Origin of the sequence: Mesorhizobium sp. M0408, assembly GCF_040321495.1 — a bacterium.
In the GTDB taxonomy this organism is placed as follows: Bacteria; Pseudomonadota; Alphaproteobacteria; order Rhizobiales; family Rhizobiaceae; genus Mesorhizobium.
In genome coordinates this window covers 33,383-49,921 of record NZ_JAMYRO010000008.1, presented here as the reverse complement: position 1 = coordinate 49,921, position 16,539 = coordinate 33,383, and the positions used below count along the sequence as shown (strand labels likewise).

The window sequence follows — 16,539 nt, the reverse complement described above, 5'->3', positions numbered from 1 at the left end:
AATGCTCAAATCCGGTCGCTCAAAACTCGAAGACAATAATTTTCACGCAAACTCCTGTCTCAGGCCGCTCCCATCACTTGTCGTGCAATCACCACCTTCTGCACGTCGGACGCTCCCTCGTAGATGCGCAGCGCCCGGATCTCGCGATACAGGCTTTCGACGATATGGCCCTTGCGGACGCCGTCGCCGCCATGCAGCTGCACAGCCTTGTCGATCACCTCCTGCGCTTTGTCGGTAGCGAACAGCTTGGCCATGGCGGCTTCGCGGGTAACCCGAGCCGCGCCCATGTCCTTGGTCCAGGCGGCACGATAGACCAGCAACGCGGCGGCATCGACATCCAGCGCCATGTCGGCGATGTGGCCCTGCACCATCTGCAGCTCGGCCATCGGCGCACCGAACAGCCTGCGCTCGGCCACTCTTGTGATGCTTTCGTCCAGCGCGCGCCGGGCAAAGCCGAGCGCCGCTGCGCCGACGGTCGAACGGAACACGTCGAGCACGGACATGGCGATGCGAAAACCGTCACCGGGTTTGCCGATCAGCGCCGAGGCTGGAATGCGTGCATTGTCGAAGGACAGCCGGGCGAGCGGGTGCGGCGCGATCACCTCCAGCCGCTCGGCAACGATCAGCCCCTCGGTTTCGGAAGGCACGACAAAGGCGGATAGCCCCTTGGCGCCGGGCGCTTCGCCGGTGCGGGCAAAGACAGCATAAAAGTCAGCGATACCGCCGTTGGAGATCCAGGTCTTTTCGCCGGACAAGAGATAGCTGTCGCCGTCACGCGTGGCCGTCATTTCCATATTGGCGACGTCCGAGCCCGAGCGCGGCTCCGACAGCGCGAACGCCGAAATCGCCTTACCGGCCCGTGTCTTAGCCAGCCAATGCTGCTGCTCGGGCGAGCCGAACAGGCCGAGCGCACCGGTGCCGAGTCCTTGCATCGCGAAGGCGAAATCGGCCAGCCCGTCATGCCGGGCCAGCGTCTCGCGCGTGAGGCAGAGCGTGCGCACGTCGAGCGGTGAGGGGTTGTCGGTATCGAGCGCCGTCGGCTTCAGCCAGCCGTCCTTACCGAGCTTGGCCACCAGCTCGCGGCAGGCTGCGTCGACATCGTCATGCGCAACCGGCAGGTTCTTGGCGCACCATGCCTCCAGCCGCTCCGCCAGATCGCGGTGGCGATCCTCGAAGAACGGCCAGGAGAGGAAGGAACGGTCAGGCATTGCTGCCTCCACAATTCTCCGGCCCTGGCGCTCCACGGCGCCCCCCTCTGTCCTGCCGGACATCTCCCCCTCTAGGGGGGAGATTGGCGGCTTCGCTGCCACGGCTCTCCCTGCGATGTTGGAGATTGGCGAAAGCGGGCCTGATATCCAATCTCCCCCCTTGAGGGGGAGATGGCCGGCAGGCCAGAGGGGGGTGCTGTCCCGCCAGCGTGGAAGCGATCATCTCAATTTCCCTCGAACACCGGCTTCTCCTTAGCCACGAAAGCCGTGTACGCCCGCTCGAAATCGCGGGTCTGCATGCAGATCGCCTGCGCCTGCGCTTCCGCTTCGATCGCCTGGTCGAGACCCATCGACCATTCCTGGTTCAGCTGCGTCTTGGTCATGCCATGGGCGAAGGTCGGGCCGGAAACGATGCGCGCGGCCATGTCGAGCGCGTCGGCCTCAAGCGTTGCGGTATCGACCAGCCGGTTGTAGAAGCCCCAGCGCTCGCCTTCCTCGGCACTCATCGTGCGGCCGGTATAGAGCAGCTCGGCGGCGCGGCCCTGGCCAATGATGCGCGGCAGGATCGCGCAGGCCCCCATGTCGCAGCCGGCAAGGCCGACGCGGGTGAACAGGAATGCTGTCTTGGCCTGGGGCGTGGCGATGCGGATATCGGAGGCCATGGCGATAATCGCGCCGGCGCCGACCGCCACGCCATCGACCGCCGCAATAATCGGCTTGCCGCAATTCAGCATCGCCTTGACGAAATCGCCCGTCATGCGGGTGAAGGCGAGCAGCGCCTTCATGTCCATCTTGACCAGTGGGCCGATGATTTCGTGGACATCGCCGCCCGAGCAGAAATTGCCGCCATTGGGCAGGACCACCACAGCATCGACATCATCGGCGTAGACAAGGTCGCGAAATATGTCGCGCAATTCGGCATAGCTGTCGAAGGTCAGCGGGTTCTTGCGCTCCGGTCGATCGAGCCGGATCTTTGCGATCTTGCCTTCGACCTGCCAGAGGAAATGCTTCGGCTTGCGGCCGGCCAGCTTCGTCATTCCCGTCCCTCCCAATTGCTGCGGAAGGAGGTCAGCATGCCGGTCAGCCGGCGCGCCTCATCCTCGCTCACATTGCCCAGCAACTCGCCGACCCATTTCTCATGCGCGGCGGCGATCACGGCGAAAATCTTCGATCCCTCTTCCGTCAGCCGTACCATCGAGGTACGGCGGTCGCCATTGCGTCGGGCCCGCATCACCAACCCTTCCGAGACCAGCCGGTCGATGATGCCGGTGACATTACCGTTGGACACCAGCAGGAAGCGCGAAAGATCGCTCATCAGCATGCCCTCCGGCGCGCGGTAGAGCGCGGCCATCACGTCGAAGCGTGGCAGCGTTGTGTTGAACTCTTGCCGCAGTCGTTCGCGCAGCTCGGCCTCGATGGTGCGCGAGGCGCGCAGCAGGCGTATCCACAGCCGCAGGCGGTCCTTGCCGGGTCCGGACGGGGCGGGCAGGGGACCGGCTACCATGTCTCACCTCCGGAGATCGAAATCGTCTGCCCGGTAATCGACCGGGCGGCGTCGCCACACAGATAAAGTACCGCGGCCGCAATTTCTTCCGGCTGGATGAAGCGGCCTTGCGGGTTGGTCGCGGCTAGGCTTGTCCGTGCCTGCTCGGACGAGCGGCCGGTCGTTTGGACGATGCGCTGGACGGTGCTCTCCAGCATCTCGGTTTCGACAAACCCTGGGCACACGGCATTCACTGTTATGCCGGACTTGGCGGTCTCGACGGCGAGTGCCCGCATCAGGCCGACGACGCCATGCTTGGCGGCAACGTAAGCTGCGACATAGGGATAGCCTTTCAGTCCGGCGGTGGAAGCGACGAAGATGATACGGCCAGTCTTGCGCACTGCCATGCCGGCCAACGCCGGCTTCACCGTCAGGAACGTACCGGTCAAGTTGACGTCGAGCGTGCGCTGCCAGTCTGCCAGCGAGGTCCGCTGCGCCGGGGCACTGCCGGACATGCCGGCATTGGCAACGACGATGTCGAACGCTCCGCGTGCCGCTTCCGCGGCCTCGTAGAGCGACGCCATCGACGTCTCGTCGGTGACGTCGGCGGCAATGGCGAAGATGGACTTGTTCTCCGCGGCGACCTCGGCAAGCGGCTCCACGCGCCGGCCGCAGATGGTCACGTCAACGCCCGCGCCGGCCAGCGCCAGCGCGATCGCGCGGCCGACGCCGGAGCCGCCGCCGGTGACCAGCGCATGACGCCCCGAAATCGTCGCCGCGGCACTCATACTTTCAACCCCGCTGCCGCTTCGCGTTCGGCCAGCCGGTAGAGCTGGTCGCGGCCGGGCAGATAGGGATCCGGCCATTTGACGCCGCGATCGCCAAGCATGACGGCCGCGTGCAGCGTCCAATACGGATCGGCAAGATGCGGCCTAGCCAGTGCGACGAGATCGGCGCGGCCCGCCATCAGGATCGAGTTGACGTGGTCCGGCTCATAGATATTGCCGACCGCCATCGTCGCCATGCCGACCTCGTTGCGGATGCGATCGGAAAACGGCGTCTGGAACATGCGGCCATAGACCGGTCTTGCCACGGCCGAAGTCTGGCCGGCCGATACGTCGCAGATGTCTACGCCGGCCTCATGCAGCAGCCGCGCGATCTCTACGGCATCGGCCGGCGTCACGCCTTCGATGCCCAGCCAGTCATTGGCGGAGATGCGCATCGAGATCGGCTTCTCGGCCGGCCACGCGGCGCGCACCGCATGAAAGATTTCCAAGGGGTAGCGCATGCGGTTTTCCAGCGAGCCGCCATAGGAGTCGGTGCGCCGGTTGGTCAAGGGCGTGATGAAGGAGGACAGGAGATAGCCGTGCGCGGCGTGGATTTCGAGCATGTCGAAGCCGCAGCGCGCCGCCATCTCGGCCGAAGCGACAAACTGGTCGCGCACCATATCCATGTCGGCGCGGTCCATCGCCTTCGGCACCTGGTTTTCCCGCGACCACGGCACGGAAGACGCTGCCATGACGGGCCAATTGCCTGAGGGCAGCGGCACGTCGGTTCCCTGCCAGCCGAGCCTGGTCGACCCCTTGGCACCGGAATGGCCGATCTGGGCGCAGATCTTGGCCTCGGTTTCGGCATGGACGAACTCGACCAGCCGCTTCCAGGCGACCTCATGCTCGGGCGCATAGAAACCAGGGCAGCCAGGCGTGATGCGGCCCTCCGCGCTGACGCACGTCATCTCGATGTAGAGGAGACCGGCGCCGCCCTTGGCCCGTTCGGCGTAATGGGCGAAATGCCAATCGGTCGGACAGCCGTCGACCGCTTTGTACTGCGCCATCGGCGAGACGACGACGCGGTTCTGCAGCGCCATGCCGCGCAGCCGGAACGGCGCGAACATCGGCGCGCGACGCAGATTGTTGCCCCCGGCGCCGGCCTGGCGCTGGAACCACTCCTCGGCGCCGGCCAGCCATTCGGCATCGCGCAGCCGCAAATTCTCGTGACTGATGCGTTGCGAACGCGTCAGCAGCGAATAGTTGAACTGCACCGGATCGAGGCCGAGATAGCGCTCGACCTCCTCGAACCATTCGAGCGAATTGCGCGCCGCCGACTGCAGCTTCAGCACTTCGGTGCGGCGGGCGTCCTCATATTTGCTAAAGGCGGCCTCGAGGTCTGGCTCGGACTCGAGATAGTCGGCCAGCGCCACCGCGCTTTCCAGCGCCAGCTTGGTGCCGGAACCGATCGAGAAATGCGCGCTCGCCGCCGCGTCGCCCATCAGCGCCAGGTTCTTGTAGGACCAGCGTTCGCACAAGACGCGCGGGAAATTGATCCACGCCGAGCCGCGGATATGATTGGCGTTGGTCATCAGCGCGTGGCCGCCGAGATGACGGGCAAAGATGCGCTCGCAGACGGCAATCGATTCCTGCTGCGACATCGCGCCGAAGCCGAAGCGCTGCCAGGTCTGCTCGCTGCATTCGACGATGAAGGTCGCGGTATCGCTGTCGAACTGGTAGGCATGCGCCCACACCCAGCCATGCTCGGTCTTTTCGAAGACGAAGGTGAAGGCGTCGTCGAATTTCTGGTGGGTGCCGAGCCAGACGAACTTGCATCTACGAATGTCGATATCGGGCTTGAACACGTCGACGAAGGCGCTCCGCGCTTTCGAGTTCAACCCGTCGGCGGCGACAACCAGGTCGTGCCTCTCCATATATGGCTTGGGATCGGCGATGTCGGTTTCGAAGACCAGCTTGACGCCGAGTTCGCGCGCCCGCCGCTGCAGCAACGTGAGCAGCCGCTTGCGGCCAATGCCGCAAAAGCCGTGACCGGTCGAGACCGTGCGCACGCCGTCATGGATGACGGCGATATCGTCCCAATAGGCGAAATGCTTGCGGATCCAGACGGCGCTGACCGGGTCGTTTTTGGTCAGGTTCTCCAGCGTTTCCGCCGACAGCACGACGCCCCAGCCAAACGTATCATCGGCACGGTTGCGCTCGAACACCGTGACCTCATGCGCGGCATCCCTGAGCTTCAGCGAGATTGCAAAGTAGAGCCCGGCTGGTCCGCCGCCGAGAACCGCAACTTTCATCGTGCGATCTCCTCTTCGCTTCTGTTTGTCGAGTTTACGCCTGAGACGGATTAATTCAAGCTTGAAGTTTCAGGATTGAAACAATCCGCCCCAGAAACCCAGCTTGCCGGCAGTTGCGCAGGCCAGGGACGCCCCGGGCTATTTTTCCGGGTTCTTCGGGCTCCACAGCACCGTCTCCGCATCTTTTTCATAGGCCATGCCATTGGGATAGCTGATCGCTTCCAACTGCAAGCCCCAGGGCGCCTGGAAGTAGAGGATGGTCTGGCCGGCCGCCGGGCCTTCGGTAACCGGCAGCGGTCCCATCCGCGTCTTGACGCCCTTGCCGTCAAGATAGGCTTTTGCGGCGGCGATGTCGTCGACATAGAAGGCGATATGGAAGCCGCCTATGTCGCTGTTGCGAGGCGTCAGGTCCTTCTGGTCCGGCGCGGTGTATTTGAACAGCTCGATGTTCGACCCGTGTCCGCAGCGGACCAGGGTGATCTCCTCAATCACCGCCTTGGGATCGACGCCCAGCAGATCCTGCATGAATGTGCCCTTGTCGTCGGCGAACGGGCCGAACGACATCGCCTTCTTGCAGCCAACCACCTCGGTGAAGAAATCGACCGCCTGCTCCATGTCGGGGACGGTGACGCCGGTGTGGTCGTGGCCACGCATGCCGGGAATGGAACTGGCGTAAGCCGTGCCGATGCCTCCCAGCACGGTGGCGGTGAGCACTGCGTAGCGGATTGCATTCTTCATGTCAGTCATCCTCCATCGCGGGACATTTTGCCGGGTGCACGCCTGAGGCCCGCTCTTTAGCGTGCGAATAGGATTGTGTTTCATGCCGGCGCCTTTGCGGCGGGAAGCAGCCAGGCATCATCGATCTCGGGCAGCGGAATGGCGGCGAGGAGGTCGCGCGTGTAAGCCTGCTGCGGCTTCTCGAACAAAGTATCCGTCGCACTGGCTTCGACGATCGCGCCTTCGCGCATGACGATCACTTGCCGGCAGAGCCGCCGGATCACCGACAGGTCATGGCTGATGAAGGCGACGGTCAGGCCCATCTCCGCTGCAAGCTTTTCCAGCAGCGTCAGGATCTGTGCCTGCGTCGACACGTCGAGGCCTGAGACGATTTCGTCGGCCAGCACGAATTTCGGCGACAGCGCCAGCGCTCGGGCAATGCCGACGCGCTGGCGCTGGCCGCCCGACAATTCATGACGATAGCGGCTGGCGAAGCCTTGCGGCAGGCCGACGCGCTGAAGCGCTTCAGCAACTCGGGCTTTCAGATTGTCGCCGAGGCCATTCTGTTTGAGTGGTGCGGCGATGATGCTGGCGATGGTGCGGCGTGGGTTAAGCGACGACATCGGGTCCTGGAAGATCATCTGCAGATTGCGGCGCAGCGGCCGGAGTTCGGCCTCAGCCAGATGCGTGATGTCGCGGCCGTCGAAGATGACCTTGCCGGCGCTCGGCTCCAGAAGCCGCACTAAGGCGCGGCCAAGCGTCGATTTGCCGGAGCCGGATTCGCCGACGATGCCGGTCACCGATCCCTTTGGCAGGTCGAAATCCAGCCCTTTCAGGATCTCGGCCAAGGGCGCGCGGCCGATCAGCGGCTTGCGCGTCATGTCGGGCAGCGCGACCTTCAGCCCACGCACGGAAAACAGCGGCTCAGCCATGCGGGCGCCTCCAGGCCTGATCGGCGGCGGCGATCTCCGAAGCAAGCCCGGCCAGCACCGCCTCGTCCACCGGCTTCAGCGAGGCGAAGGGATCGGTGTAGCGTGGCGTCGCGGCCATCAGAGCTCGCGTGTAGGGGTGCTGCGGAGCGGCGAAGAGAGCGGCCGTTTCGGCCTCCTCGACCACCTTGCCAGCATAGAGCACCGAGACCTTCTGGCTGATCTTGGCGACGACGCCGAGATCATGGGTAACGAACAGGATCGCCGTGCCGTGCTCGCGCTGCAGTTGCGCGATCAGCCGCAGGATCTGCTTCTGCACAGTCACGTCGAGCGCCGTGGTTGGCTCGTCGGCGACGATCAGCCTTGGTTCGGCTGCGAACGCCGCGGCGATCAGCACGCGCTGGCGCATGCCGCCGGACAGCTCGTGCGGATAGCATTTGAGGACACGCTCGGGTTCGCGGATTTGCACCTCGTCCAGCAATTGGCGGATGCGTGCATCGGCCTTCTCGCCGCTCCAGCCGAGGATGCGCACCAGCCGGTCGGTCATCTGCGGGCCGATGCGGCGTGACGGGTTGAGCGCGGTCAGCGGGTCTTGCGGGATCAGCGCCGTGCGCGCGCCGATCAGCGTGCGCCTTGCCTTGGCCTGCAGTTTGCCGAGGTCCTCGCCCTCAAGCAGCATGTCGCCTTCGACGATGCGCACGCTCGAAGGCAGCACGCCAAGCACCGCCTTGCCGATCATCGTCTTGCCGGCGCCGCTCTCGCCGACCAGCGCGCGCACCTCGCCGGGCTCGACGGCGAGCGACACCGAGCGCAGCACGCGCAAGCCATTAGGCAGCACCGCGCTAAGGCTGCGTATGTCGAGGCAGGGTTTCGCCAGCGCGTTCATCGCAGCACCGGATCGAAACGTGCCCTGAGGCCCTCGCCAAACTGGCTGAACGACAGCACCGTCAGGATCAGCGTGACCAGCGGGAACACCAGCACCCACCAAGCCTGATGGATCGACAGGCGGCCCTCGGCGATGATGCCGCCCCAGGTTGGGTCGTCGGTCGAGATCGACAGATTGACGAAGGACAGGATCGCCTCGACGATGACGGCAATGCCCATCTCCAGCGACAGCAGCGCGACGATCGACGGCACCACATTGGGCAGCACTTCGCGCAGCATGATGCCGATGCGGCCGTAGCCGGCGATGCGGGCATTCTCGACATAGTCCATGCGCGACTGGCCCATCGTCTCGGCGCGGATCACCCGGCAGAAGCGCGTCCAGTCGATGACGGCAATGGCAATGATAACCGAGCTCAAGCCGGTGCCGAGCACGGCGACCAGAAGGATGGCAAACAGCACCGGCGGAAACGCCATCCAGACATCGACGATACGCGAGATGATGCGGTCGGCCCAGCCGCCGAAATAGCCGGCGATCAGCCCCAGCGTCGAGCCGACCAGGCAGGCGGCAAGGGCTGCCGCGAAGGCGACGATGAAGGCGATGCGGGCACCGAAGATCAGCCGTGACAGGAGATCGCGGCCGAGACTATCGGTGCCGAGCCAGTAGCCGGGCTCGGCTCCATCGAGCCAGAACGGCGGCAGGCGCTCCAGCATCAAATCCTGCGCCAGCGGGTCCTGCGGTGCGACCAGCGGCGCAAAAATTGCGGCCAGCAGCGCAATCAGCAGCCAGCCGCCGGCCAGCCACAGGCGTGCCCGCGAGCCATGTCTCGAAATGCGGGCCTCATCCATGGCGCAGCCTCGGATTGAGCAGGGCGTACATCATGTCGACGGCAAGGTTGATCAGCACAAACAGCAGCGCGAAGACCAGCACGATGCCCTGGATCAGCGGCAGGTCGCGGTTGATGACGGCATCGATCGCCATGTTGCCGAGACCTTCATAGGAAAACAGTCGTTCGACGATGACCGTGCCGCCGATCAGGAAGGTGAACTGCACGCCGACCAGCGTCAGCGTCGGCAGGGCCGCGTTCTTCAGCGCCTCGCGCAGGATGACCTGCGTTTCCGAAAAGCCCTTTACCCGCGCCAGCACGACGTAGTCGAGGTCGAGCACTTCCTTCAGCGACTGTTTCAGCAGCTGCGAGATGATCGCGGCCAGTGGCAGCGCCAGCGCAATCGCCGGCATCAGCATGTGTGCCAGCAGGTCCCTGGTCAGGTCGAAGCGCAGCCGTACGATGCTTTCGAACAGATAGAATTGCGTGGCGAAGGGCAGGTCGAGCTGCGGCGACACCCGGCCAGAAATGTCGAAGATAGGCACCAGCACGCCGAACAGAAGGATCAGCACCAGGCCCCACAGGAAATCGGGAATCGAGAGTGCCGCACCGCTGGCAATGTCGATGCCGGCTTCGACCGCGGTGCCGCGTTCGCGCGCGCCGAGGATCGCCGTCGTGCCGCCGATCGCCAGCGCCATCACAAGCGCGACGATGGCGAGTTCCAGCGTGGCCGGGAGGCGATTGAAGACCAGCCCAAGCACGTCCTGCCGCAGTGAGATCGACGTGCCGAAATCGCCCCTGACGACACCGGCCAGCCAGATGAAGAATTGCTGGACGATGGTCTTGTCCAGCCCGTAAAGCGCGCGCAGCCGAGCGATGTCGGCATCGGTCGCGCCGGGCGGCAGCATCATCGCGATCGGGTCGCCCGGCGCGACACGGATGACGATAAAGACGACGACGGCCACGCCGAACAGCGTGATCGCCATCGTCAGAAGACGGATCAGGAATCTTTGCAGCAGCATGGTCGCCCGTGGCGGAAAATGCGCGCCGTCATTCCGGACGGCGCGCGGCAAGCCGAAGACTGTCTCAGGCCGGGCTCATCAGCGCCGGCAGAAGTGCGCCCGACACATGCTGCACCACATTGACGCCCTTGGCATGCACGATCGGCTGCGCATACTGGATCAGCGGCAGCACATAGGCCTGTTCGGCGATGTATTTGTCGACGGCCTTCCAGCCGGCAATGCGCTTGGCCTCGTCCTTCTCGCCCCATAGTGGATTGATCATGTCGATCAGGTCCTGGCTGTCCCATACCGAATGCGGGCTTGGGCCATACATGGCAAAGCCGGTCGACGTGGTGGGATCGCCGATGGCATTGCCCCAATTGTAGAAGGCCGCCGGCGCCAGCTTGTCGGCGGCGCGCAGCTCGTAGTGCTTGGCGATCTCGTAGACCTCGATCGTTGCCTCGATGCCGACCTTGCGCCACATGCCGACGATCGCCTGGATCATCTCGTAGTCCTTGGGCTTGAAGCCCTTGGTCGTCTGTATCGTGAACTTGACCGGCTTTTCCGGCGAATAGCCGGAGGCGGCCAGCAGTTCCTTGGCCTTGTCCGGATTGTGCTCCACCTTGATCGACGCATCGTAGGCCTCGTATTCCGGCGTCTCCAGCGTATCGATGGGCTGGCCGTAACCGCGCAGCAGCCGGTCGACCAAAAGCTTTTTGTCGACCGCCATCACCGCCGCCTGGCGCACGTTCTTGTCCAGCATCACGTCGATGTCGTTGAAGAAGATCATGCCGATGTCGGAGACGTTCTTGCATGAGCCGGCAAGTCCATCCTTGGCGATCAGGCGGTCATATTCCTCATAGGGGATTTCCAGCGTCACCTGCGAGGAACCGGACTCGATCTCGGCGACGCGGCTCGCCGCATCGGTGACGAACTTGATGGTTACGTTTTCGAAGGCCGGCTTGCCGCCCCAGTAGTTCGGGTTGGCCTTGAGCCGCAGGAAGGCGTTGCGCTCGAATTTGTCGACCATATAGGGCCCGGTGCCGATCGGGGCTTTCTCAAAACCCTCGGCGCCGACCTTTTCGTAATAGGCCTTCGGCATGATGTAGCCGGTCAGGAACGACATCCACTTGAAATACACCGGGTCGAATTGCACGACGTCGCCGGTGATCTTGTTGCCGTCGATCTTGAAGTTGTTGACGTTCTTCCAGACGAACTGGATCGGGTTGCCGGTCTTTTCATCGCCCGCCCGCTGCAGCGACCAGACCACGTCTTCGGCCGTGAATGGCGAGCCGTCATGCCAGGTGACGCCCTCGCGCACCGTCATCATGATCTTGCTGCGATCCTCGTTCCAGCCCCATTCGGTGAGCAGGCCGGGCGCGAAAGAAAGATCCGGCTTCTGCGGGATGAACTGGTCGAACACCGACTGGTAGAGACCCTGGATGGTCGGGTTGACCGCCGAAGGCCCGGTGGTCGGGTCCCAGGACGGCAAATTGACATTGTAGGCGATGGTCAGTTCGCCGGCAGCCTTGGCGATTTGCGGCAGGCCGAGCGCCGTGGCGCCAAGTGCGGCCGCGCCATATCCGAGCAATTCTCGTCTGTTGATTGTCATGGTCGTTCCCCTGTTGCTTTTATGCGCGGTGTCGTTGTCAATCGGTGGGTTCAGGCTCCTTGGGCAACCGCGCCTTGTCCTCCTTCACCCTAGATGAAAAATGGAGCCTACCTCCCGCCAAGTTGTTGCGCGAGCATGTAGCCCGACGCCGCCCCGGTGCCGGCGCCGGGCCATGTTGCCGCCCCGGTCAGGTGCAGATTGCCGACCGGCGTGTTCCAGCCGGCGTAACCGCGCGCCGGCCGGAACAGGAAATTCTGCGCCAGATGATGGCTGCCGCAGATCTGGTCGCCGCCGACAAGGTTCGGGTTCTCGCGTTCGAGGTCGATGGGCGAGAACACGGCGCGGCCGAGGATCTTCCGACGAAGGCCGGGCGCATAGCGCTCGATAATGTCGAGGACGCGCTCGGCGTAGTGCTCCCTAGCCTCGTCCCAGTGAGCCGCCGCGATCGTGCCCGCTGCATCGCCTGCAATCTCGGCTGGCAGCATGCGCACCTGCACCCAAAGTACGTGCTTGCCGTCCGGCGCGCGCGAGGGATCGACGGCCGTCGGCTGGCCGACGACCAGCACCGGTTCATCCGGCAGCATGCCTGCCATCACCTGCTGGTAGGTCAGCGACATGGCGTCGAGCGACGGCGAAAGGTGCACATAGGCGAACTGCCGAAGCTCGGCGCCGGCGCGCCAGTCCGGCAGATCGTCGAGCGCCAGATGGATCATCAACGTCCCCGGCGCGTGGCGGAATTTTTTCACGGCCGTGTCGAAGCCGGTGTCGCCCGATCCGTTAGGCAACAGTTTCCCGGTCAGCGCCTTGGGCGCGACACCGGCGATGACGGCCTTGGTGGCTGTGTGGGTCTCGCCGGAAGCGAGCCGCACGCCGGTCGCTTTGCCGGCCGAAACCGTGATCTCGGCGACATCAGCCCCGGTGACGATCTTGCCGTCGGCGGCCGTGAGCATGCCCGACAGAGCGCGGATAATGGTGTCGGCGCCGCCTCTGCCGAGCACCATGCCGAAGCGCTGGTTGGCCATGGATTCGAGGTAAGGGAACACCGCGCCGCCGGCGATATCGGGGGCGAAGTCGAGATGCATGCCCCAGGTGGCGAGCGTCGCCCTGACATGCGGTGACTGGAAAGTCTCCTCGAGCCAGGCGCGGGGTGACGAAAGCAGCAACCGACCAGTATCGAGCGCGCCGGCAAAACCCTTCTTGCGCCAGAGGTTCCAGGCGGTGCCGGCGAGCGCACGGCCGCTCATCGGCGAGCCCAGCAGCCGGAACAGATGCTCGGCCTCCGCCGGGAATGCCGCAACCAGACGGCGCCATGTCTGTGCGTCGGCGTCGGAAAAAGCGGCCATGCGCGAGGCGGTCTTTTCCAGGTCGCTGCTGACGCCGAACCAGCGACCGTCGGGGAAGGCGCTGGCAAAACAGTCGGCCACCGGCACGAATTCCAGCCCGTGGGTTTTCAATTCATTTGCATATTTCTTGTGAAAGGCCGAGCCGGCGAACAGGCTGAGATTCATCGCGCCGAAATCGTGCCGGAAGCCCGGAAGCGTCAATTCGCGCGTCTGGACGGCGCCGCCGATCGTTGCATTACGCTCGAAAACTGCCGTTTTCCAGCCTTTGAGCGCCAGATGCGCGGCGCATGCCAGACTGTTGTGGCCTGCCCCGACAAATATGGCGTCGAACTCGCTCACGCCCCGTCCCATTTGCTTTATGCTTAAAGATAATTGCAGATGCATATGTTTTCGTCTAGTAGGATATTAAGGGCCACGAGAGCCTTCAGCACCATCGAGAAAGAGGGAACAGAGACCATGGACACACAACAACTTCTAGGCGAAGTCGCCGGCCAGCTGCTTTCAGGCGCCATCCAGGTGGTCGACCTGACGGCGCCGCTCGGGCCCAACACGCCACTGATCAAGCTGCCGCCGGAACTGGCGGTCGACACGCCGAAGATCGAGATCCACGCCATCTCCGCCTATGACAAGAATGGCCCGTGGTGGGCGTGGAACTGGCTCAAGCTCGGCGAGCATTCGGGCACCCATTTCGACGCACCCAACCACTGGATCACCGGCAAGGATTATCCGGACGGCGCCACCGACACCATTCCGGCGCAGAACTTCGTCGGCCCGGTCAACGTCATCGACTGTTCGAAGCAAGCGGCAGCCGATCACGATTTCCTGCTCACCGTCGATCACATCAAGGCATGGGAAGCCGAACATGGCGCTATCAATCCCGGCGAGTGGGTGGTGATGCGCACCGACTGGTATAAGCGCAACGGCTCGGAAGCCGAGTTCCTCAACGCCAATGAGACCGGACCGCACACGCCTGGCCCGACCGCCGAAGCCATCCAGTATCTGATTAGCAAGGACATCAAGGGCTGGGGCAGCGAGACGATCGGCACGGATGCTGGAAAAGCAGGGGGAATGGAGCCGCCGTTCCCGGCGCATAGCCTGATGCACAAGGCTAACCGCTACGGCCTCGCCAGCCTTTGCAACCTCGACCGGCTGCCGCCGAAAGGCGCGATCCTGATCGCGGCGCCGCTCAAGATCGAGCACGGCACCGGCAGCCCGATCCGCGCGTTGGCGTTGGTGCCAAGGCAATAGGGTAGCTGCGGTCTTCGGGAGAAGATCATGTGCGGAAGTGGCACTGTGATGACGGAGTGGGAGCGGCAGCCTTGCAAAGCTGCGGCTCTACGGCGCCGTAGAGCGCCAATTTCTGCAATTGAACTCCTGCCGGCTAGGAGCACGCATCGATGAGCGCTCCCGATCACATCGTCGTCGGCAGCGGCATCAACGCGCTGGTCTGCTCGGCGATGCTTGGCAGCAAGGGGGCGAAGGTGCTGGTGCTCGAGCGCAACGACCGCATCGGCGGCTGCATGCGCACCGAAGAAATCACCGCGCCCGGCTTCATCCACGACGTGATGGCGACGACCTTTGTCCTGTTCATCACCTCGCCGGCCTATGCGGCGCTGGGCAAGGATCTGGCGCGGCACGGCCTGGAGTTTTGCAACACCTCCACGCCGACCGGCGTGCTGCGCCCGGACGGCAGCCATGCCGTCCTGCGCACCGATCGTATCGCCAATGTAGCGGCGATCAATGCGCTTGCCGCGGGCGACGGCGACCGGCACGCAAACGATGTCGGCGAGATCGAGCGCAACGCCGGTCTGCTGTTCGGACTGCTCGGTGGCAGCCTGTGGTCCTACCCGACGGCCAGGCTGCTGGCGGGTGAGGCCTGGCGGCGCGGCCCGCGTGGCCTTGCCGCCTTTCTCGGCAGCGCGCTGGTGCCGGCGCGCGGTTGGCTGGAAAGCACCTACCAGTCGGAAACCATGCGCGCGCTGTGGGCGCCCTGGGTGCTGCATGCCGGCCTCGGGCCTGAGGACGCGTTCTCCGGCCAGATCGCCAAGGTCATTGCCTTCGCGCTTGAGGCGGCCGGCGCGCCGATCGTCAAGGGCGGTGCCAGGAATCTGCTGGCCGCCTTCGAGGCCCTGATCAGGGAACGTGGCGGCGAAATCCGCACCGGCGCCGACGTCGCGGCTATTGTCCAAAGCGGAGGCCGCGCCGCCGGCGTGCGGCTGGCTTCGGGCGAAACGATCAACGTGAACAAGAGCGTCATCTGCTCGGTCACGCCGACGCAGCTCTACGAGCGGCTCCTCGGCGACGCGGCGCCGAAAGCCGACGTCGAGGCAGCGCAAAAATACCGCTACGGCAAGGGCAATTTCCAGATCCACTATGCCTTGGACAAGCCGCCAGCATGGCGCGGCGAGGGCCTGGACAAGGTCGCGCTGCTGCATCTGACGCCGGGGCTCGACGGCGTCTCGAAGGCCTGCAACGAAGCCGTGCGCGGCATGCTGCCGGAGGTGCCGACCATGTGCGTCGGCCAGCCGCACGCGCTCGACCCATCGCGCTGCCCGGACGGCAAGGCGGTCCTGTGGCTGCAACTGCCCGAGGCGCCACGGCATATCAAGGGCGATGCCGCCGGCAAACTGCAAACACCGGCAGACGGTCGCTGGACCGAGGCGCTGCGCGAAGCCTATGCCGACCGTGCCGAAGCGATCCTCGCCAGCCATATCGATGGGTTCAAGGACAGCGTCATCGCACGCCGCGCCTGTTCGCCGGCCGACCTGGAAGCGATGAACATCAATCTGGTCGGCGGCGACCCCTATGGCGGTTCCTCGGCCATCGACCAGTCGTTTCTGTGGCGGCCGTTCAAGACGAGCCGCAATCACGCCACCGGGGTCAGGGGTCTCTACCACATCGGTGCCTCGACCCATCCGGGTGCTGGCTTGGGCGGCGGCTCCGGCTTTCTCCTGGCGGGGAGGCTGTGATGGAACAGAAGGTTGAAAAGCGCCAGCGCATCTCGACTTTGGGCCAGATCGGCCTGCAGCAATTCGCGCCCTATCTGATGAACCGCATCATGGGCCGCTACAACGCCACTTTGCGTGACAATTTCCGCAGGCAGGGCCTGACCATTCCGCAGGTGCGCACGCTGGCCGTGCTGTCGGTCACCGATGGCGTCACTGTCAACGATCTCTCGGTCTATACCGTCATCGAGCAGTCGACCTTGAGCCGGACGCTCGACACGCTGGAGGGGCAAGGGTTTGTGCGGCGCGAGCAGGGGGTCACCGACAGCCGTATCCGCCATGTGTTCCTGACCGACGATGGCCGCGCCGAGTTCGCGCGCGCCTGGCCGGCCATGCACGACGCTTTCGAGGCAATGTTCGACGATGTCGACGATGCCGAATACGCGGCGCTGATCGCGACATTGCAGAAGATGCTGAAGAACATTCGCAAGCACGACATCTGATCTTACGCGC

General features: G+C 64.4%; 15 protein-coding genes. 3 read left to right on the top strand and 12 right to left on the bottom strand.

The window, feature by feature from the left end; translation table 11 throughout:
• Positions 1 to 59: 59 nt before the first annotated feature.
• The 12 genes from NKI67_RS11580 to NKI67_RS11525 form a co-directional block, all read right to left on the bottom strand.
• On the bottom strand, positions 60 to 1,208 hold the full coding sequence (locus NKI67_RS11580; RefSeq protein ID WP_023676832.1) for an acyl-CoA dehydrogenase family protein: 1,149 nt from the start codon (positions 1,206 to 1,208) through the stop codon (positions 60 to 62).
• A 224-nt stretch (positions 1,209 to 1,432) separates the two neighbouring features.
• Entirely contained in the window at positions 1,433 to 2,245 is an 813-nt protein-coding gene (locus NKI67_RS11575) for an enoyl-CoA hydratase family protein (protein ID WP_023676833.1), read from the bottom strand.
• Positions 2,242 to 2,712, bottom strand: a complete 471-nt coding sequence (locus NKI67_RS11570) for a MarR family winged helix-turn-helix transcriptional regulator (RefSeq protein ID WP_023676834.1) — start codon at positions 2,710 to 2,712, stop codon at positions 2,242 to 2,244. The genes NKI67_RS11575 and NKI67_RS11570 overlap by 4 nt, the downstream gene beginning before the upstream one ends.
• Positions 2,706 to 3,479: an SDR family NAD(P)-dependent oxidoreductase gene (locus NKI67_RS11565; protein WP_023676835.1), complete on the bottom strand. Its 774-nt coding sequence runs from the start codon at positions 3,477 to 3,479 to the stop codon at positions 2,706 to 2,708. The genes NKI67_RS11570 and NKI67_RS11565 overlap by 7 nt, the downstream gene beginning before the upstream one ends.
• A complete protein-coding gene (locus tag NKI67_RS11560) occupies positions 3,476 to 5,770 on the bottom strand; it encodes a bifunctional salicylyl-CoA 5-hydroxylase/oxidoreductase (protein ID WP_023676836.1) in 2,295 nt (764 codons plus the stop codon). Before NKI67_RS11560 ends, NKI67_RS11565 begins: the two co-directional genes overlap by 4 nt.
• A 138-nt stretch (positions 5,771 to 5,908) precedes the next feature.
• A complete protein-coding gene (locus tag NKI67_RS11555) occupies positions 5,909 to 6,508 on the bottom strand; it encodes a VOC family protein (RefSeq protein ID WP_023676837.1) in 600 nt (199 codons plus the stop codon).
• 80 nt (positions 6,509 to 6,588) lie between these two features.
• Positions 6,589 to 7,419, bottom strand: a complete 831-nt coding sequence (locus NKI67_RS11550; protein WP_023676838.1) for an ATP-binding cassette domain-containing protein — start codon at positions 7,417 to 7,419, stop codon at positions 6,589 to 6,591.
• Positions 7,412 to 8,302 (bottom strand): ABC transporter ATP-binding protein, encoded by an 891-nt coding sequence (locus NKI67_RS11545; protein WP_031211797.1) that lies wholly within the window; start codon positions 8,300 to 8,302, stop codon positions 7,412 to 7,414. The genes NKI67_RS11550 and NKI67_RS11545 overlap by 8 nt, the downstream gene beginning before the upstream one ends.
• On the bottom strand, positions 8,299 to 9,147 hold the full coding sequence (locus tag NKI67_RS11540; RefSeq protein WP_023676840.1) for an ABC transporter permease: 849 nt from the start codon (positions 9,145 to 9,147) through the stop codon (positions 8,299 to 8,301). Before NKI67_RS11540 ends, NKI67_RS11545 begins: the two co-directional genes overlap by 4 nt.
• Positions 9,140 to 10,147: an ABC transporter permease gene (locus NKI67_RS11535; RefSeq protein WP_023676841.1), complete on the bottom strand. Its 1,008-nt coding sequence runs from the start codon at positions 10,145 to 10,147 to the stop codon at positions 9,140 to 9,142. Before NKI67_RS11535 ends, NKI67_RS11540 begins: the two co-directional genes overlap by 8 nt.
• 64 nt (positions 10,148 to 10,211) lie before the next feature.
• Positions 10,212 to 11,738: an ABC transporter substrate-binding protein gene (locus NKI67_RS11530; protein ID WP_023676842.1), complete on the bottom strand. Its 1,527-nt coding sequence runs from the start codon at positions 11,736 to 11,738 to the stop codon at positions 10,212 to 10,214.
• A gap of 107 nt (positions 11,739 to 11,845) precedes the next feature.
• The gene (locus NKI67_RS11525) at positions 11,846 to 13,420 is read right to left on the bottom strand and encodes a phytoene desaturase family protein (protein WP_023676843.1); all 1,575 of its coding nucleotides are present in this window, start codon (positions 13,418 to 13,420) and stop codon (positions 11,846 to 11,848) included.
• A gap of 117 nt (positions 13,421 to 13,537) precedes the next feature.
• On the opposite strand from NKI67_RS11525, the gene NKI67_RS11520 reads away from it, so the two are divergent.
• The 3 genes from NKI67_RS11520 to NKI67_RS11510 all read left to right on the top strand — a co-directional run bounded on the left by NKI67_RS11520 (position 13,538) and on the right by NKI67_RS11510 (position 16,529).
• Positions 13,538 to 14,329: a cyclase family protein gene (locus NKI67_RS11520; protein ID WP_023676844.1), complete on the top strand. Its 792-nt coding sequence runs from the start codon at positions 13,538 to 13,540 to the stop codon at positions 14,327 to 14,329.
• A gap of 149 nt (positions 14,330 to 14,478) precedes the next feature.
• Positions 14,479 to 16,050: a phytoene desaturase family protein gene (locus NKI67_RS11515; RefSeq protein ID WP_352645341.1), complete on the top strand. Its 1,572-nt coding sequence runs from the start codon at positions 14,479 to 14,481 to the stop codon at positions 16,048 to 16,050.
• Positions 16,050 to 16,529, top strand: coding sequence for a MarR family winged helix-turn-helix transcriptional regulator (locus tag NKI67_RS11510; RefSeq protein ID WP_023676846.1), 480 nt, complete (start codon positions 16,050 to 16,052; stop codon positions 16,527 to 16,529). Before NKI67_RS11515 ends, NKI67_RS11510 begins: the two co-directional genes overlap by 1 nt.
• Positions 16,530 to 16,539 lie beyond the last annotated feature (10 nt).